This window comes from Paenibacillus sp. PK1-4R (genome assembly GCF_030369595.1).
Classification (GTDB): Bacteria; Bacillota; Bacilli; order Paenibacillales; family Paenibacillaceae; genus Paenibacillus.
Genome location: NZ_CP126535.1, coordinates 6,290,638 through 6,309,147, shown reverse-complemented (window position 1 = coordinate 6,309,147; position 18,510 = coordinate 6,290,638). Strand labels below are relative to the sequence as shown.

The following is an 18,510-nucleotide window of genomic DNA, read 5'->3' as shown; positions in this document are numbered from 1 at the left end:
TATGGATACTGATCTGACGAATCAGGTGAACCAGGCGTTAAGCACCAATGGCTTGGTCTCAATCATCGTCTCCCTGTTATGTATAGCATTGTCTTGGTGGGCTTTGACCAATCTCAAACTGGATTTAATCATCAGGCAACCACGAGGTGCTCAGGGAAGACTGTTGCATTTGTTGCTCGCCATCATTTTGGGGCATGCCGTTGCTGGGTTTGTCATTGACTACTTGTCCTGGACTCAAATGTTGCGTAATTTGTTTTAATGTTGAGATGGTTGGTTAATCATCTGTTAGGTTCTTCAAGCTGCTCATTGTCGAATAACATCGATTAATTGTGTTAACAATTAGAGTATGAGTTGTCGGTAAAGAAATTAAGAAAAAAATGTGACGTAAAATTGGATGAATTTGAGATGTTTTATGTAAAAATGCTTGTATCGTACAATTCAACAATGTTATGATGGAAGTTAGGGAATTCACAATTGTTCACTTATTTTGTAGTTATAAACGGGATATCCGGTTCATGCCGGCTAATAACCATCCCACTCTGTCTGTTCTGATGCTCTGCTGGCTTGTAAGACACTAATTTTACATGCTGAATAGCAAGATGCACGGCACATGGTATCATTGATATGGATTATAAAAACCAATTCTTTTCTGAACAGACATCTGTGGCAATATGCCAGAATATGTCGAAATTCCACACACAGCAACAGTCCTTTCTAGCATAGTGGGGCTTACGTATTCCGGAATGAAGAAAAGGGAATAAAAGCGCGGAGGGAACCATGATGAGCAAATTTATCGTCCGCGGTGGCAAAAGGTTGACCGGAAGTGTCAAAGTTAGCGGCGCTAAAAATTCTGTTCTTCCGATCATCGCTGCCTCTCTCTTAGGGGAAGAAGGACAAAGCGTTATTATTGACGCGCCTCCTCTAGACGATGTGATGACGATTAACAAGGTGTTGGAATCGCTGGGAGCGGGAGTTACATACCGGGACGAAGTGATTACCGTAAATGCGGAGAAACTTACTTCCTGTGAAGCCCCGTATGAATGGGTAAGTAAAATGCGGGCGTCTTTCCTGGTCATGGGGCCTTTGTTGACTCGTATGGGTCATACAAGAATCTCACTTCCTGGTGGATGTGCCATCGGTACACGGCCTATTGATCAGCATTTGAAAGGTTTTGAAGCCATGGGCGCAGAGATCAGCTTGGGCCAAGGTTATATCGAAGCTCGTAGCCAAGGACGGTTGCGTGGCGCGAAAATTTATCTGGATGTGGCTTCCGTAGGTGCCACTCAAAATATTATGATGGCTGCAACATTAGCCGAAGGTGTAACTGTTCTGGAGAACGCGGCAAAAGAACCTGAGATTGTGGATCTTGCCAACTTCCTGAATGGAATGGGTGCCATCGTACGTGGTGCTGGTACTGGAGTGATCCGCATTGAAGGTGTGGAGAAACTTACAGGCGTTACACACACAGTTATTCCGGATCGGGTAGAAGCTGGTACGTATATGGCTGCTGCTGCAATTTCGGGTGGTGACGTGTACATTGAAGGTGCAATCTCGGATCATTTAGGCTCCGTTATCGCGAAGCTTGAAGAGATGGGTGTAACAATCCAACCGGATGAGAATGGCGTGCGTGTAATCGCAGATCGTCCTCTTAAGGCTGTGGATGTGAAAACATTACCATACCCAGGATTCCCGACAGATATGCAATCCCAGATGATGGCACTCTTGCTCGCATCTGAAGGAACAAGTGTCGTGACAGAGACTGTTTTTGAAAACCGATTCATGCATGTGGATGAATTCCAATTGATGAATGCGGAGATCAAAGTTGAAGGACGTTCGTCCATCATCACAGGTAATGCCAAACTGAAGGGTGCCAAAGTAACGGCTACTGATTTGCGTGCGGGTGCCGCACTCATTATTGCAGGTCTTGTTGCTGAAGGTACAACGGAAGTGGGCGGTGTTCATCACATCGACCGTGGCTATGTACATCTCGCTGAGAAGCTTAACGGACTTGGCGCTGACATCTATCGGATCTCGGTTGATGAGCCTAAGCTTGAAGCAACCAAAGCACCTAGTGAAAAAGTGGAGAAAGAAGTACCGATGTTTAAGGTGCAACCAACTTTGGCTTAACACTGGATTGAATAGAAAAAATATGGTCCCCCTATTATGAGTCACACAGTTGTGTGGATTATGAATGCGAAGGAACGTATATTGTAAAAAATGATAAAGCTAAGCCATCTGGCTTGGCTTTTTTTGTGTTTACTTTTAAGAAGACAACGAGATATTTGATACCTGATTCTATTAATAGCTGGTCCTAACTTGTATAGCATAACATCGTATTCTGTATCGATTCTGAACCAAATGAAAGAGCGAACTTTATATAGGGTGTCGGATCCAGCTAAACACCGGTATTCAGCGACAGATCAACGTTTCTAAGAGGTACATAGCAAAAGAAAACAGGAAATTAAACAGAACGAATAGGGCCTCGTTTCTCTTAAATCAGGTTCTATCAGATCAAGCCAGCTCATAACCTAAACTATGGATTTGAACAACACGACCGGCACATGACCGGCCATAGATAACGGAGGGTTATATTCGAATGAAAGAAGCTCGTGTACAGGTAAAGGTACCCCTTGTCCCTCGTCCAGGTATGCAAGAGCCGGAGGGAAATACCGTTTCTAGAGTGGAAAAAGACAAGCCTGCCCCATCGAACCTGAGGACTGTTCCATCACAGCCTGCAAGATTATCCAATCCAGGACGGGTGTCGACAGATGAACTGAACCGAAAGACAACCGAGCATATTCATATACCTGTTATTGAGCTGGACCAGTTCCGCCGTGTGAAGCGTCGTCGAATGCGGACATTTGGACGAAAACCCCGATGGGGAAGAAATAGGACGCGATGGCAACCTGCTGCCGCTGTATCTGCCTTATTGGCAATGGCGTTGCTGATTCCGGTAATTTTGGTATGGCCGCGGACAAGCGAATCACCAAAGCCGATCCCTGCTCCAACAGATTCAAGCAGCACAAGAACCCCAGCTCCTGCGCCAGCCGTTCCTGTTACCTACCCTGAACCTAAAGTACGCGTATACCTGTCTGCAACAGGCACAACGATGAATCTGCCATTGGAAGACTATGTTACCGGGGTTGTGGCAGCTGAGATGCCGGCTGAATTCAGACTGGAGGCGTTAAAGGCGCAGGCGATAGCAGCTCGCACATTTATCGTGCGAAGACTTGCTGCTAGTGATACAAGCGGTGTTCCATCAGGTGCGGCGGATGTGACGGATACGGTCAGCCATCAGGTGTTTATTCCGCCAGATCAGGTGAAAGCGGATTGGACTCGTCTAGGGAAGGCAAAGGAATGGGAGAAGCTGCAACAGGCTGTACGCGAAAGTCGAGATACGGTGATGACCTATCAGGGAAAGGCAATCACCGCATCCTTTTTTTCCACAAGTAATGGGTATACCGAGAATGCCGAGGATGTATGGGGGAACGCTGTGCCGTATCTGCAAAGTGTAGATAGTCCGTGGGACAAAAATCTGGCACCAGGATTCAAGCAGACCGTTACCATGAAGCGTAATGAGATTCTGCAGAAGTTAAACTTGGATGCCATTCCGGTTACCGCTCAGAAGGGTGGATCATGGATGGAAGTATTGTCTACAACCAAAGGGCATCGGATTAAAGAAATGCAGATCGCAGGTGAAACATTCAGCGGACCCGAGGTCCGTAAGTTGCTTGGATTAAGATCCAGCCAGTTCAGTTGGAAGACCATAGGGGATGAGGTCCAGATTACAACGTTCGGGTATGGGCATGGGGTTGGCATGAGCCAATGGGGAGCAAACGGCATGGCGCAGGAGGGACACACGGCCACCCAGATTCTCAAACACTACTATACCGGCATTTCATTCGGACAGGCATCCAAGATGCTTGCATCGAAGTAGGCGAGATGAACACGGATGGATAAAGCGAAATAATTCGAATGGGTAGGAATATGTGCGAATGTGTGCAAAATTATGGGAATGAGAGCAGTTTAGGTTTGGTACTCATCAGTCTTCCCATATACCATTGGCGCGCTAACGAATCTGAGAGTCCTTATTGGGCGTTATCACAACGAATGGAAATTCTAACGAACCTCAGACACGTTATATCACGATATACCACCGAACTGATCCAATAATAGCGCCAAAATGAGTAATTAGCGTGTCTACGGTTCGTTAAAATTCCTAAGCCACGATTTCCCCGCCAATAAGGCCGTCTGAGAATTCGTTAGAAATATTTTATTATCTAATCATTAGCAAATTTGAGGGTGCTGCCCTCACTACATGCTCATTCGCAATAAGCAGCCGAACCAAAACCAAAATAGAACCAGAACGTTGAAATCAAATTTCCAAGTTATAAGCTTACAAATTTGATTTATGTCCCCAATCTACAAAGGAATTTCAGACTATACTGTAACCAATCAAGATCCAGCCTTTTCTAAATCAGTATGTTTAGAAGGATCAGTCATTAGTGCATCCCAATCTCTAATCTCACATCTCGCTTTAACGAGTCCAGGCGCCTTAAAGGGTGTTCATCGGTCACAACCTATATCATTTCGCTCTCACCGATAAATGAACTTCATAGAAGGATTGGCCTCTACAACCAATCCGGACCAGTCTACCAACACCCATTCCGGAGCTTTCGAGATTAGGCTATATATGCCGAGAGTGCTAGCGTATGGAGAGCGCAGGGGACAGAAAAGACCTGTAGAAACGAAGTGTCCGCCTTTACTACCGGATTTCACCTTTGAAGAAGGTGATAGAAGAAATCTGGTAGTAACCAGCGGTCGAAAGGTTTTCTGGCCCCGAAGCGGCGCACGCACTAACCACTCACCCCTCACCCCTCACATATATAGCACTCTCTGAAACCTTCGTGAAAATAATTAGAGTCGCGCGTGTATAAAAGAGTTGCACCCGGTAACACTTGTTACTGAGGTGATTAAGATGAATGAACAAAACAAAAAATCAGTCCAAGAAGAAACTCCTAAAACAACTCAAGGAGTACCGGCTAGTCAGCCCTCTTCATGGAAAAGAGCAATGTCCAAACGCTGGGTCTTCCCGGCAGCCTACATCGCAGCAGCAGGCATTATACTAACCTTAGTGTGGGTCTATCAGGGCACAGGCGACAAAACGCTGAACTCGGACCCTGCTAGCGGGGTAGTAGAAACAGGCGCATCGGCGGGTACAGAAGGAACAGCAGTAGGCGAAGAAGAAAGTGTGGAAGTTGTTGCAAAGTCGGAGAATTTTGTATGGCCGGTAGCGGTACCGTCCGAAATTTCGGTAGTGAAACCTTTCTATGATAGCGAAGCTTCAACCGAGGAACATGAAGCGGCGATGGTGCAGTACAATGATACATTCATCCCAAACACGGGTGTGGATCTGGCACGTGGGGATAATAAAACATTTGAAGTCAAAGCAGCGCTAGCCGGTAAAGTTACCCGGGTGGAGCAAAATCCGCTCACAGGTCAGGTTGTGGAAATCACACACAGCGATAACCTGAAGACGGTATACCAAAGCTTGGCAGACGTCAAAGTGAAACAGGATGACGAAGTGAAACAGGGAGATGCGATTGCATCCGCTGGCGTCAATGAATTGGGTAAAACGCTTGGCAACCACCTTCACTTTGAAGTGTACGAAGACGGACAGCCGGTTAACCCGCAAGGATATCTTCCGGAAAAATAAATGAATTTTACCGCAGCAACATGATGGGCAGAGGGTTGAACCTCTGCTCTTTTTGTGCTTTTCAGAAAATAATGGGACCTTCGAAGCTTGTCACACCTCTAAACCGCGAATATATAGGCATGCTCCTCATATAATGTACCAAACTATCCACACAGTAGGGAGGCGGGAGCGTGCACGATTACATCAAGGAACGGACCATCAAAATTGGTCGCTGCATTGTTGAGACGAGGAATACGGTCCGTACCATAGCCAAAGAATTCGGCGTGTCAAAGAGTACTGTGCATAAGGATCTGACGGAGCGTCTGCCGGAAATCAACCCTGATCTTGCTGACCAGGTGAAACACATTTTGGAGTATCACAAGTCCATCCGCCATTTGCGGGGCGGTGAAGCGACCAAAATTAAATACAAAAAAACGAGTGGCAAGAAACGTGAGGTGTTGGCTTCCGCCAAATCGTAAGCATCTTCACAAAGACGTAGGCCAAAAAGCTCACACATGCATTGAATCCCTCCCCTGAAGTATGATATGTTAAAAGCTGGTACAGGATCGAATTATGACATCTTATCAGCCCGATTTTTACATATATATGTTGCACTTTGTCGAACGAGCGGTGACGTGATAAGGGACTCTTTTTCACAGGATACGCTGACCAAATAATATCACTTTGGGGGCTCTTTTATGTTTAGCAAGGATATCGGTATTGATCTTGGCACGGCGAACGTGCTTATTCACGTGAAAGGAAGTGGGGTTGTCCTCGATGAACCTTCCGTCGTGACCATTGAAAGAGATACGAAGCGTGTCCTTGCTGTTGGGGAAGAAGCGCGTCGTATGGTGGGGCGTACTCCAGGTAACATTGTTGCCATTAGACCGCTGCGTGACGGCGTTATTGCGGACTTCGAGATTACAGAAGCGATGCTCAGACATTTCATTAATCGTGTGGGTGCAAGAAGCTGGTACAGCCACCCTCGAATTCTGATCTGTGCACCAACGAACATTACTTCCGTGGAGCAGAAGGCCATCCGCGAGGCGGCAGAACGCAGCGGTGCCAAAGAAGTGTTTCTGGAAGAAGAGCCGAAAGCGGCAGCGATCGGTGCGGGAATGGATATTTTTCAGCCGAGCGGCAATATGGTCGTGGATATCGGCGGCGGTACGACTGACGTTGCAGTCCTTTCTATGGGCGACGTGGTCACCGCCTCTTCTATTAAAGTCGCAGGGGACAAGTTCGACGAAGCCATTATCAAGTTTATCAAAGCCAAGTACAAGCTCATGATCGGTGAACGGACCGCTGAAGATATCAAAATTGCAATTGGTACCGTACATCCGGGTGGACATCAAACGGAGATGGACATTCGCGGACGCGATATGGTATCCGGTCTGCCTGTTACCGTAACGGTATCGGGAAATGAAGTACAGGAAGCACTTTGGGATTCCGTGCAATCCATCATCGTGGCAGCCAAATCGGTATTGGAACGTACACCGCCTGAATTGTCAGCGGACATTATCGACCGTGGTGTTGTATTGACTGGTGGAGGTGCATTGCTGAACGGACTGGACGAGCTTTTGTCCAATGAATTGCATGTACCGGTATGGGTGGCGGAAGATCCAATGCACTGTGTCGTGAAGGGGACAGGCATTATGCTTAATAATTTGGATCAGGTGGTTAAGAAAAAGTTCTAATCTGCCGATATAAATAGCAAAGGTTCGCCATGCTCGGAAAGCAGAACGGACAAGCAGCCAACCTGTGATGCAGGTCAAGCGCTTGAGGAGAGGGGTTAATTCATGTTAAGAGGTCTGTACACCGCTACTGCGGGAATGATTACGCAACAACGCCGCCATGACACAGCAACACAGAATATCGTAAATATGAACACCACGGGATATAAACAAGTGAACAGCGTAAGCCGTTCCTTCCCGGAAATGCTCATTACTTTGGTAGGCGGAGATGCAAATCTTCCAACAAAGCGGCTGGGCAAGCTGAACACGGGGGTGTTCGCGGAAGAAAGTTTGTCCATGAATTTGCAAGGGACCATTATGGAGACTGGGCAGAAAAATGATTTTTCCATTTCATCCAATATGACTGTCAATGATCCGCAGACTGGACAACCTGTCCCGTTTGACGCATCAGGCAAATTTGTACGGGCCGACGGCACGGTGACTTACCAGCCTCAGGCGTATTTTACAGTTCAGGATGCAGAAGGTAACACCGGATATACACGCGATGGTCACTTCGAGATCACAGGAACGGGACAATTGCTGAGTTCAACAGGTTCACAAGTGTTGGATAATAATGGACAACCTGTAGTGTTGACAGGTTCCGTAGAGCAATTTAAAGTGGATGAGCAAGGCCGTTTGGTGGATGCAGCAACGGGTGCACCGACAGGGGTTACTCTTGGCATTAGTGTCATTGACCAGCCGAATCAACTGGTTCGTCAAGGTAATGGCAATTTCAGTCTCAGCGATGCAAACGGGGCAACGTCCCGGATGATGGCAGCTGGTGATAATGTGCAGATCCGTCAGGGATACCTGGAAGGCTCGAATGTTGATGCTTCACAGGCAACGGTTGATATGAACGCCGCATTCCGTGCGTATGAAGCAAACCAGAAGATCGTACAATTCTACGACCGCAGTCTGGATAAAGCCGTCAATGAAGTCGGGCGTGTATAACGCCGACGTTTAAATATAACCGCGCAGCGGAGAGCCAAACGCCCTTTGCGCAGCAAAGCAGAGAGGCTCACGCGAAGCGCAAAGCAAACGCAACCGAGCCTATGCGAGGACTGCGCGGCAGTACCTGAGCGAAGCGACGGTCTCGACAGTCCTTTGCGGAGCAAAGCAAGGAAGAGACCCCGCGGAGCGCAAGAGCCTAGACGCAGCCGAGCCTATGCGAGGATTGCGCGGCAGTGCCTGAGCGAAGCGACGGTCTCGACAGCCCTTTGCGGAGCAAAGCAGGGAGAGACCACGCGGAGCGCAAGAGCGTAGACGCAGCCGAGCCTATGCGAGGATTGCGCAGCAATACCTGAGCGAAGCGACGGTCTCGACAGTCCTTTGCGAAGCAAAGCAAGGAGAGACCACGCGGAGCTACACGCCGCATAAAGAGCGTGCCGTGCTATGATTCAGCCATGTGAAACTATGGCGGGAATCATAGCACGGCAGTCGCGGCGCGCACACACCACCGCCACTTAGCAAGATCGTACCCCACTTACCTAATCCGCCTGTTTCGGGAGTCCAGAGGGCAGCGCCATCTGGGGCCCTCCCTACTAGGGAGGGTTTGGGAGGGTGGACAGGACACAAGGGAGGGTATACCACCAATGAATAATTCCATGATTAGTGCCAAGGTTTCCATGACTGCCATACAGCAGCGTCTGGATGTCATTTCCGATAATATTGCCAACGTGAATACGGCAGGCTATAAGAGCAAACAAGCGGCTTTCGAGGATGTGCTAACCCGGGTTCAACAACAACCGGACAAGTACAAACTGGATGGGCGTTCCACACCGATGGGATATAACCTGGGTTTTGGTGCTCGTTTGGCAGATGTAACGAAGGATATGTCTCAAGGCCCCTTGAACGAGACTGGTCTTCCGACCGATCTGGCCATTGAAGGAAATGCGATGTTTGCAGTTGAAGCGAATGGGGAGAAAATGTGGACACGTCAGGGTGCATTTCATTTTGTACCTGATACAAGACCTAAGCCTACTCCGAATTCACCTGATATGATGGTGATGGTTAATGGCGAAGGCCACTTTGCCCTGGATCGTCAAGGCAATCGTATTACGGCACCGAATAATAGCAAAGTTGCTTTTGATGAAAATGGCAACCTGTTAATCCGACGCGGTAATGCGGCAAACGCAACCATTGGAGCACAGCTGCAAGTGGTAGACATTGAACGCCCTGAGGGGCTGGTACAGTATGCGGATAACCTGTTTGGTCTGGATGCGGGATTAACTGAGGATGATGTATTTGGCGCTAATGCAGCTACACGTCAAGCGACTGCTTTGATCCGTCCAGGTTATCTGGAGCAATCCAATGTAGATCTGACACAGGAGATGTCTTTGCTTATGCAAGGACAGCGGACATATCAGCTGGCGGCAAAGGCGCTAACTTCAAGTGATTCCATGTTGGGTCTTGCCAACAATATGAGAGCGTAAAAGGTGAATGTGATGACAGAAACACAGCAGCAGAACAGTAAGCCGGAGAAAAAGGAAGTCAAGAAGAAGAAGAGTGGATGGCGCATCGCAAGATGGTTCCTGGTTCCGGTCCTGCTTGTTCTTGCCCTTGCTGGCGGAATGGTAGCTGGATATGTGGTACTGGGCAAACAGGATATCGGTTCCGTATGGCAATGGAGTACATGGGAACATGTATATAATCTGGTATTCGCTCCATAATGTAACGAGTAAAGCGAAAACTCCTGCGCAGGCAGGAGTTTTCTTTTTGACGTTGAAAACAGTATAATGATGGATGACGTTTGACGTCACAAAAGAGGCCTCCCCTGCGAAAGACATTCGTCATCGCGAAGAGAGACCCCTTATCTTAACCTTCACTACTGCAGTCATGAAGGATATAACTAGTGTTAACCGAAAATATGCTTTCCATACAAAATCTAAAAATTAAAAAACCATTTATATGAGCTTCGACTTTGTCATGTGGGGGTTGACCTTGCAGCACCGAAGTAAGTGGAGGGAACGGAATCGTTCAGAAGAAGCGAAGCGCTCGCCTTTGTCACCGAATTTTGACCTCTCTGAGGTTGATCAAAAAAATTAGGAAACAACAGCGAACGAAAGAACGATCCGTAATCGTAATGGTCACCTATGCGCACATGAAAAATCCATGATGAAGAACGCTCATATAAACATCCCGAGAGGAGATTACACTGTGCTCGATATCAAACAGATTCAAGAAATCATCCCGCACCGTCCCCCGTTTCTGCTGGTGGACAAGATTCTAGAGATTGAGGATGGTAAACGTGCCGTTGGTTTGAAAAACGTAACCATTAACGAACCTTTCTTCATTGGTCATTTCCCAGAGTATCCGGTAATGCCGGGTGTACTGATTACAGAAGCGCTGGCTCAAGTTGGTGCAGTAGCTATTCTGAATTTGGAAGGCAACAAAGGCAAAATCGGCTTTTTGGCGGGACTGGACAACTTCCGATTCCGTGGACAAGTTGTGCCCGGAGATACGTTGATTCTGGAAGTGGAGATTACACGTCTGAAGGGTTCTATTGGTAAAGGTAAAGCAACTGCCCGAGTGAATGACAAAGTGGTCGCTGAAGGCGAGATTATGTTTGCACTGTCTGACCCAAGCTGATTACATACGTGAGCATTGACATCATGCAGGAACTTCGTTGGACCGAATGATGCAAGATGCTAGAGTACTCAGCACACCTGAATTTATATAGACGGAAGGGGTTTATCGGAATGGAACAGTTAAGCACAGCAGCAGCAGAGACGTTGCAGCAATGGTTGGAGGATGCTTCGATTGATGAAGCAACGAAGCAGGAGCTTCGTGACTTGCAGGATCAGCCGAAAGAGCTGGAGGAACGTTTTTACAGAAACCTGGAGTTTGGTACAGGTGGATTGCGCGGAGTCATTGGTGCCGGAAGCAACCGGATGAACCGTTACACCGTAGGTCGGGCAACGCAAGGATTTGCGCGTTATTTGCTTGAGCAGCATGGTGACCAGGAAGGTAAACCTTCTGTTGTCATTGCTCATGATTCCCGTCATTTCTCACCTGAATTCACACTGGATGCTGCGCTTGTACTGGCTGGAAACGGCATTGTAGCCAAGCTGTTCCCATCCCTGCGTTCAACTCCTGAGTTGTCATTTGCGGTGCGTAATCAGAAGGCGACTGGCGGAATTGTCGTAACAGCGAGTCATAACCCACCGGAATATAACGGATATAAAGTGTACAACCATGAGGGCGGTCAATTGGTACCGGATGAAGCGGAAAAGGTCATTCAGTACATTCAGGAAGTGCCTTCCCTTGCTGACGTGAAGAAACTGACGCAAGAAGAAGCAGAAGCTCAAGGACTCCTGATCTGGTTGGGTGAAGAGCAGGATCAAGCGTTTGTGGATACCGTAGCAAGCCGCAGTCTGAGCCGTGAACTGATCCAATCCGGCATTGGCCGTGACTTCAAAATCGTTTACACACCGCTGCACGGAACAGGGAACATCCCTGTACGTCGCGTACTGGAGCAGATCGGATTCGAGCAAGTGCACATTGTAGCGGAACAGGAACAGCCGGATGCTGAGTTCTCTACCGTGAAATCCCCTAACCCGGAAGAACGCGAAGCGTTTACGCTTGCAATGAAGCTGGGAGAATCCGTGGGTGCTGACATTCTGATCGGAACAGATCCGGATGCAGACCGTATGGGTGCTGTTGTGAAAGACAACGATGGCAAATATTTCGTCTTGTCTGGTAACCAGTCTGGTGCCATTATGGTACATTACCTGCTCAGTCGCCTGCAAGAGACCGGAACACTGCCAAGCAACGGTGCGGTTGTCAAAACAATCGTAACAAGTGAGATGGGTGCTGTCATTGCTGAACATTACGGTGCAGAAGTGATGAACACACTGACAGGCTTCAAGTATATCGGTGAAAAAATGAACCAGTTCGAAGCAACAGGCAGTCATACATTCTTGTTCGGATATGAAGAGAGTTATGGCTACCTTTCAGGCAACTACGCCCGTGACAAGGATGCTGTACTGGCCTCGATGCTGATTGCTGAAGCAGCTGCGTATTATAAGAGCCAAGGCAAGACGTTGTATGATGTCTTGCAGGAGTTGTACAACCAATTCGGATATTTCTTGGAGAAGCTGGAGTCCCGTACGCTGAAAGGCAAAGACGGCGTAGCTCAGATTCAAGCCAAAATGACGGACTGGCGTTCCAATCCACCACAAGAAGTAGCGGGAATTGCGGTACAAGATGTACTGGACTACTCCCTTGGTCTGGACGGTCTTCCGAAGGAGAACGTACTGAAGTTCATTTTGGCAGATGGTTCATGGTTCTGCTTGCGCCCTTCAGGAACAGAGCCAAAGATCAAAGTATACTTCGCCGTGCGTGGAGAGAACTTGGAAGATGCGGAGAGCCGGATCGAGCGTCTGGTGACTACAGTGATGTCGCGTGTAGACGCACAATAATACGAATGCAACAATGAGCAAGAACATGAGAAGGCCTCTCCGCACCGTAAGGTTGGTTGGCGGAGGGGTTTTTCTTTGAAATAATATTGTAAATGGATCTGGCATATAAGAGGGCTTGTTGACACAAGCTGTTTGTAACCTATTGTAAGAATGTTAAATGAACGAATTACTTGAGCTGAACGTGCATTTGGTTCCAACACTTGAGGAGGTACATGTAGTGCGTCAAAAATGGCTTTATTGGAATAACGCTTCTCGGAAGTGGTTGTGGCTCGTCGTTATTATCGGTCTGGTTGCGTCCATCCCTGTCATCAGTGATCGGGTGCAGACAGAATCTTCTGCCAAAAAGGTGGAGCTTGTCTTCAACTATAGAGGTCTGCTGGATATCTCCGCGTATCAGGCACATCCACAAGATTTCATGAATGAACAATTGACTCGTCTGAAAGACGCAGGCGTAACAACGATGGCTGTGTTCGAAAGTACATTGGACGAGCTGAGAAAGACACGCCGACTAATGGTGTACAATGGCCAAGATCTAGCGAACTTGACCAAAAATGTGATTCCTTCTAATGAAAATTACACGTATGTGTTATTTACATCGGAGGAAAACGCACAGACGTATACCCCTATTATTGAACAAACGTTCGCTGATCGGCAGATTCCGGTAGTACCATGGGAATATGAAGGTCGTAGCGGCTTAATATTGCAGACTCCTCCGGAGAATGCCAACATGCAGCCTTTGCAGCCCGATCCGGTTGCCGTGAAGATGCTGCGTGATAAAGGGTTCTACATTTTGCCGCGGATCTCGGACAGTGTGCCATACAGCCAGGAATCGATGGAGCGCTTGCTTACCTTCTTCGAAGAGAATGGCGTAAAGCGCATCTTGTTTGATGGTGATGCTGTGAAAGGGTACAATGATAATGCAGACATGAAAAGTCTAGACCAATTTGCACAGTTGCTGAATAAGCACAATATTGGTCTTGCAGCCATCGAGAACTTGAAGAAACCGCAGTCTGGATTCCAGACCCTTGCTTATAAAACGGATTACAACGTTACGCGTCTGTACTCGCTTAGTGATGGAGATGCCAATTTGGACGTAGACACGATTGCTGACCGTTTTGTTCTCGCAACCAAGGATCGCAATATTCGTATGCTCTATATGAATGCATCACCAAGCCGGAATACAGCAAAGGCCATGATTACAGATCCAATTGAGAATCTGATCAACAGCCTGGGTGAGCCGGGTCATGCCGTAGAACGCATGGCGAAGCATGGATTCGAGCTAGGACAAGCTGAGGCATTTACAGTTAAGGATTCTTCGATTCAGCGTTATGCCAAGCTGGTTGCTCTTGTTGGTGCAATTGCCATGATTGCACTTATGGTTTCTTATTTTATCCCACTACTGACCTTGATCGCATTTGTAGTTGCTCTGGTGGGCAGTGCAGGATTGTTCCTCTTGAAACCAACGCTGCTGGAGCAAGGAATTGCCTTGCTTGTGGCCATAGCGGCGCCGACCATAGCGATGGTGCTGGCCGTTCGTACAGTGAACTATCAGCAACAGCGTCAACCAGACGCATTCGCGGGTCGTCGTTTGAAGCAAACGTTGGTGTTATATGTAAGAACGTCGATTCTCTCATTCCTGGCGGTACCATTTGTCATCGCGTTGCTTAACAGTATTACGTACAGTCTGGTGATTAACCAGTTCCGCGGCGTGAGTCTGTTGCACTTTGCACCTATGGCACTGGTAGCGATCTATATTGTGTTTTACCGGGGTGCGGGTTCATTCTCTATTAAACAAATTAAGAATATTCTTCGTACACCGATTACCGTTGTAATGGTAGTACTGGGATTGGTTGCTGCCGTGGTTGGATATTACTATTTGAGTCGTACAGGCAACTCGGGTTCGGTTACGCCATTCGAGATGTTCCTTCGTGTAGTACTGGAAGATACGTTCGGTGTACGTCCGAGATTCAAAGAATTTATGCTGGGACACCCGCTATTTATCGTTGGCGTGTTCGCCGCTTTAAAATATCGTAAAGTCATCTTTGTGCTCATTATTGCAGCGATTGGGCAATTGTCCATGGTGGATACGTTCGCGCATATCCATACGCCGGCTGTATTGTCACTCATTCGTGGAGTGATGGGATTGGGACTTGGCTTAATCTTCGGTATCATTGCTGTGGGTGTGTGGCAAGTAGCGGAAGGATGTTGGAAAAAATGGTCACCACTTCTCAAAAGTTAGTCATCTCGGGGTATTACGGATTCCGCAATAGCGGAGACGAAGCGGTGCTAAAGTCGATTTTGACAGCGCTGGAAGAGGAAAGCCAAAGGTCGAACATAACCATTGAACCTATTGTTCTCTCGGGTGATCCCGAGTCTACAACCGCCATGTACGGTGTGCGCTCCGTGCATCGCATGAAATTGAAGGAAGTCCGTGAAGCACTCAAGGAGAGCGACGGGTTAATCAGTGGCGGAGGAAGTCTATTGCAGGATGCAACTGGACTGAAATCCATTCCTTATTATCTGGGTGTAATCAAGCTGGCCCAGTGGCTGAAAAAACCAACGTTTATCTACGCACAGGGGATTGGCCCTGTGAATCATAAAATTTTTAATCCAATGATCAAATCGGTCTTTAAGGCCTGCACCTATGTATCCGTTCGGGATGAACAGTCTGCAGACTACCTGCGTGGGCTCGGGTTACAGTGGAATCAGATCCATGTTGTACCCGACCCCGTAATGGGTTTGCCATTACCTGAAACAAAAGTTGAGAGGGGCGCAGGTGCTGTTTCAGCAGATGCTACTCAAGCTAATCGAGTGGAACCTTCAACTGGAGGACATACCAAGCTTCCTGTGATCGGCGTATCGGTACGTTTTTGGGAGTCAGACCGGAAGGAACTTACGGCTATTGCTGCAGGATTGAAAAAACTATGCTCCAAAAGAGCCGTGCACTTGCGTTTTCTGCCATTTCATTTGCCAGTGGATGAACAGGCATCACGATTCCTTATGGAAATGCTCGGTGATGTGACCAGCAAAGGCAGCGAGATTAGCATCACAGAAGATCTGACCGACCCTCAGCTTATGCTGGAGGAAGTCAGCAAGTGTGATCTCGTCATCGGTATGCGTCTGCACAGTCTGATCTATGCAGCTTCGCAATATGTGCCTCCGGTGGGCATCTCGTATGATCCCAAAATTGATCAATTCCTGCTTCGCCTGGATAGTGAGCCAGCAGGTAATACGGATACACTCGATGGCGACAAACTCGCCAAGACTGTTGTTGGACTGCTGGATCAACGTTCACAGTGGTTGAAGGAACATGAAGAAGGCATCACCCAACTGAAGCAGGAAGCCAGAGTGCCTGCACAGCAGATTATTAACTATTTAGGCCGCAAAGGATGAGATAAAGATGAGTCAGACCGGATCAATACCTACCGTTTCGATCTACGGCATTCCTTTTTCCAAACTGACGATGAAAGAAACGGTAAAGGTTCTTCAGGAAGCTGTGCTGTCCAAGCAACCACACCAAGTCATTACAGCTAACCCGATTATGGTTATGGCTGCGCTGGAAAATCCCGCAATCATGGAAGTCATGCAAGCTGCGGAATTGATTGTTCCTGATGGAACAGGTGTCGTATGGGCTGCAAACTATTGTGGAGATCCTGTAGCTGAGCGAGTGCCGGGTTTTGAGCTTTTACATGAATTGCTGCGTGTTGGAGAAAACTATCGATGGGGCGTATATCTGCTTGGTTCCACCCCTGAGGTGATTCAAGAAACGGCAGTTCGGTTACAACAGCAATATCCGGCGATTCGAATTGTGGGTTATCGTGACGGTTATTTTGGTCCGGCTGAGGATGAACAGGTCATTGCTTCCATTCGGGAAGCGGCACCTGATCTGTTGTTTGTAGCACGTGGGGCAGACACCCAAGAACCGTGGATTCACCAGCACAAAGATGCACTACAAGTTCCCGTAACCATGGGCGTTGGCGGCAGCTTTGATGTGATTTCGGGTAAAACCAAACGTGCGCCTATGCTGTTCCAAAAGTTAAGACTGGAGTGGTTCTATCGCTTATTGCGTGAACCAAGCCGGGCTGGCCGGATGCTTGCGCTTCCGAAATTCGCTGTTAAGGTGATGCGTGACAAAGAAAACGTGACGAAAGTCCGTTAAAAACAGGTAATTGCGAGATAAATGCGTGTTTTTGCTAGAAATTGAGGATGGCTTTTCGGGTGTGATGAGCGTATAATTCATTCCGGATTACATGTGTGCCACTCCATGAAAACAGAAGCGTTACACTTGGCACTACGATTGCAAGGCAACCTGTCGATCGCCGTTATCCCCAGATTTCCTTTTATCCTTTTTGAAAGGATGAAATCCGGTGATAAATGCGAACGTTACACTTCTCTAGGTTTTCCTTGCACTCTCCGTTATCGTGTAACAAAATTTTTCATCAAAAGTGACTAACAATAATTTTTATATATAAAAAGAGATCAGGGGATTTATAATTTCGTACAGGTATTATAATTGGGGGTCGAATGTTCAAATGGTAGCGATCTTTATCATTGGATTTATCGTGTCAATGGGACTGGCTCTTGCCCTGACACCACTTGTCAAAAAGTTCGCAGTCCGCATTGGCGCAATGGATACGCCGAATGCACGTAAAGTACACACACGGATCATGCCACGTCTTGGTGGTCTGGGGATATTCCTGGCCTTTATTATTACAGTTGCGGCATTGCTTCCTTTTGTATCGGCATGGTTCACAACTCGGGACATGAGTTTTGTTAGCGCGTTTCTGATTGGTGGAACAATTATCGTGCTGATCGGAGCACTCGATGATCGGTTTGAGCTGTCGGCCAAAGTGAAGTTGCTCGGTCAGATCGTTGCTGCTTCTGTCGTTGTATTCGGATTTAATATCCGGGTAGATTTCGTTAACATTCCTTTTCAGGATTCCTATTCTTCACTCGAAGCTTGGGTATCCATTCCGCTGACGATCTTATGGATCGTTGGTGTAACCAATGCGATTAACCTGATTGATGGTCTGGATGGTCTGGCAGCCGGTGTATCTGGTATTGCAATTGGTACCATTGCCGTGATGTCCTTCCTGATGGGTAACATGATGATCGCCTTGATGTGTCTTGTATTGCTGGGTAGTATTATCGGATTCCTGTTCTTTAACTTCCACCCGGCCAAGATCTTCATGGGGGATACCGGATCGCTATTCCTTGGTTTCTCTCTGGCGATGCTGTCCATGCTCGGATTCAAACAAATTGCTGTCGTGTCCTTTATTACACCGCTGATTATTATCGGTGTGCCGCTCTCGGATACCTTCTTTGCAATCATTCGTCGTGCGGTACAACGGAAACCGATTTTCTCACCGGATAAAGGTCACCTGCATCACTGCTTGCGTGAACTTGGATTCAGTCACCGCCAGACGGTACTGATCATTTATGGAATTGCCGCATTCTTCGGAGTTCTGGCGATTATCCAATCTTCCGCTGCCATGTTCGAAGCGAACTGGGTAACGTTTGTGGTCATCTGTATCATGATGTTCTTCCTCCAGGTGGGGGCAGAAGTTATCGGGCTTGTTAGCAAGACGAGAAGACCGGTTATTAACTTCCTGATGCGCATGCGCGTCAAGCTGAATCCGGAGACCCGTTCGAAATCATAAAT

15 protein-coding genes are annotated in these 18,510 nt (G+C 47.6%); all 15 read left to right on the top strand.

Annotated features, from left to right (window positions below; all coding sequences use genetic code 11):
• The first annotated feature begins 1 nt into the window (after nt 1).
• The 15 genes from QNO02_RS27450 to QNO02_RS27380 all read left to right on the top strand — a co-directional run bounded on the left by QNO02_RS27450 (nt 2) and on the right by QNO02_RS27380 (nt 18,508).
• Complete coding sequence (locus QNO02_RS27450) at nt 2–259, top strand: DUF1146 family protein (protein WP_017691941.1); 258 nt, start codon at nt 2–4, stop codon at nt 257–259.
• 521 nt (nt 260–780) lie between these two features.
• Complete coding sequence (murA, locus tag QNO02_RS27445) at nt 781–2,127, top strand: UDP-N-acetylglucosamine 1-carboxyvinyltransferase (protein WP_082762960.1); 1,347 nt, start codon at nt 781–783, stop codon at nt 2,125–2,127.
• Between the two features lie 469 nt (nt 2,128–2,596).
• The gene (spoIID, locus tag QNO02_RS27440; RefSeq protein WP_289390512.1) at nt 2,597–3,937 is read left to right on the top strand and encodes a stage II sporulation protein D; all 1,341 of its coding nucleotides are present in this window, start codon (nt 2,597–2,599) and stop codon (nt 3,935–3,937) included.
• Nucleotides 3,938–4,978: 1,041 nt separating this feature from the next.
• A complete protein-coding gene (locus QNO02_RS27435) occupies nt 4,979–5,716 on the top strand; it encodes a M23 family metallopeptidase (RefSeq protein ID WP_133386097.1) in 738 nt (245 codons plus the stop codon).
• Nucleotides 5,717–5,886: 170 nt separating this feature from the next.
• Nucleotides 5,887–6,174 carry a sporulation transcriptional regulator SpoIIID gene (spoIIID, locus tag QNO02_RS27430; RefSeq protein ID WP_024632710.1) on the top strand — a complete coding sequence of 96 codons (288 nt, stop codon included), beginning with the start codon at nt 5,887–5,889 and terminating at the stop codon, nt 6,172–6,174.
• A gap of 219 nt (nt 6,175–6,393) precedes the next feature.
• Nucleotides 6,394–7,392 (top strand): rod shape-determining protein, encoded by a 999-nt coding sequence (locus tag QNO02_RS27425; protein WP_133386096.1) that lies wholly within the window; start codon nt 6,394–6,396, stop codon nt 7,390–7,392.
• Between the two features lie 102 nt (nt 7,393–7,494).
• Entirely contained in the window at nt 7,495–8,379 is an 885-nt protein-coding gene (locus QNO02_RS27420) for a flagellar hook-basal body protein (protein ID WP_105600129.1), read from the top strand.
• 641 nt (nt 8,380–9,020) lie between these two features.
• Nucleotides 9,021–9,860: a flagellar hook-basal body protein gene (locus QNO02_RS27415; RefSeq protein ID WP_133386094.1), complete on the top strand. Its 840-nt coding sequence runs from the start codon at nt 9,021–9,023 to the stop codon at nt 9,858–9,860.
• A gap of 12 nt (nt 9,861–9,872) precedes the next feature.
• A complete protein-coding gene (locus QNO02_RS27410) occupies nt 9,873–10,097 on the top strand; it encodes a DNA-directed RNA polymerase subunit beta (RefSeq protein ID WP_017691949.1) in 225 nt (74 codons plus the stop codon).
• A 487-nt stretch (nt 10,098–10,584) separates the two neighbouring features.
• Nucleotides 10,585–11,016: a 3-hydroxyacyl-ACP dehydratase FabZ gene (gene fabZ / locus QNO02_RS27405; RefSeq protein WP_036613058.1), complete on the top strand. Its 432-nt coding sequence runs from the start codon at nt 10,585–10,587 to the stop codon at nt 11,014–11,016.
• 110 nt (nt 11,017–11,126) lie between these two features.
• Complete coding sequence (locus tag QNO02_RS27400) at nt 11,127–12,848, top strand: phospho-sugar mutase (RefSeq protein WP_289390511.1); 1,722 nt, start codon at nt 11,127–11,129, stop codon at nt 12,846–12,848.
• Between the two features lie 217 nt (nt 12,849–13,065).
• Nucleotides 13,066–15,087, top strand: a complete 2,022-nt coding sequence (locus tag QNO02_RS27395; protein ID WP_289390510.1) for a DUF5693 family protein — start codon at nt 13,066–13,068, stop codon at nt 15,085–15,087.
• Nucleotides 15,063–16,241 (top strand): polysaccharide pyruvyl transferase CsaB, encoded by a 1,179-nt coding sequence (gene csaB, locus QNO02_RS27390; RefSeq protein WP_289390509.1) that lies wholly within the window; start codon nt 15,063–15,065, stop codon nt 16,239–16,241. Before QNO02_RS27395 ends, csaB begins: the two co-directional genes overlap by 25 nt.
• 7 nt (nt 16,242–16,248) lie before the next feature.
• On the top strand, nt 16,249–17,007 hold the full coding sequence (locus QNO02_RS27385; protein WP_289390508.1) for a WecB/TagA/CpsF family glycosyltransferase: 759 nt from the start codon (nt 16,249–16,251) through the stop codon (nt 17,005–17,007).
• A 373-nt stretch (nt 17,008–17,380) separates the two neighbouring features.
• Nucleotides 17,381–18,508, top strand: coding sequence for a glycosyltransferase family 4 protein (locus tag QNO02_RS27380; RefSeq protein WP_289390507.1), 1,128 nt, complete (start codon nt 17,381–17,383; stop codon nt 18,506–18,508).
• Nucleotides 18,509–18,510 lie beyond the last annotated feature (2 nt).

Bases quoted from the DNA above. Each gene is read 5' to 3' on its own strand.
- QNO02_RS27450 (WP_017691941.1), top strand. From the start codon at position 2: ATGGATACTGATCTGACGAATCAGGTGAACCAGGCGTTAAGCACCAAT.
- murA (WP_082762960.1), top strand. From the start codon at position 781: ATGAGCAAATTTATCGTCCGCGGTGGCAAAAGGTTGACCGGAAGTGTC.
- spoIID (WP_289390512.1), top strand. From the start codon at position 2,597: ATGAAAGAAGCTCGTGTACAGGTAAAGGTACCCCTTGTCCCTCGTCCA.
- QNO02_RS27435 (WP_133386097.1), top strand. From the start codon at position 4,979: ATGAATGAACAAAACAAAAAATCAGTCCAAGAAGAAACTCCTAAAACA.
- QNO02_RS27425 (WP_133386096.1), top strand. From the start codon at position 6,394: ATGTTTAGCAAGGATATCGGTATTGATCTTGGCACGGCGAACGTGCTT.
- QNO02_RS27420 (WP_105600129.1), top strand. From the start codon at position 7,495: ATGTTAAGAGGTCTGTACACCGCTACTGCGGGAATGATTACGCAACAA.
- QNO02_RS27415 (WP_133386094.1), top strand. From the start codon at position 9,021: ATGAATAATTCCATGATTAGTGCCAAGGTTTCCATGACTGCCATACAG.
- QNO02_RS27410 (WP_017691949.1), top strand. From the start codon at position 9,873: ATGACAGAAACACAGCAGCAGAACAGTAAGCCGGAGAAAAAGGAAGTC.
- QNO02_RS27400 (WP_289390511.1), top strand. From the start codon at position 11,127: ATGGAACAGTTAAGCACAGCAGCAGCAGAGACGTTGCAGCAATGGTTG.
- csaB (WP_289390509.1), top strand. From the start codon at position 15,063: ATGGTCACCACTTCTCAAAAGTTAGTCATCTCGGGGTATTACGGATTC.
- QNO02_RS27385 (WP_289390508.1), top strand. From the start codon at position 16,249: ATGAGTCAGACCGGATCAATACCTACCGTTTCGATCTACGGCATTCCT.
- QNO02_RS27380 (WP_289390507.1), top strand. From the start codon at position 17,381: ATGGTAGCGATCTTTATCATTGGATTTATCGTGTCAATGGGACTGGCT.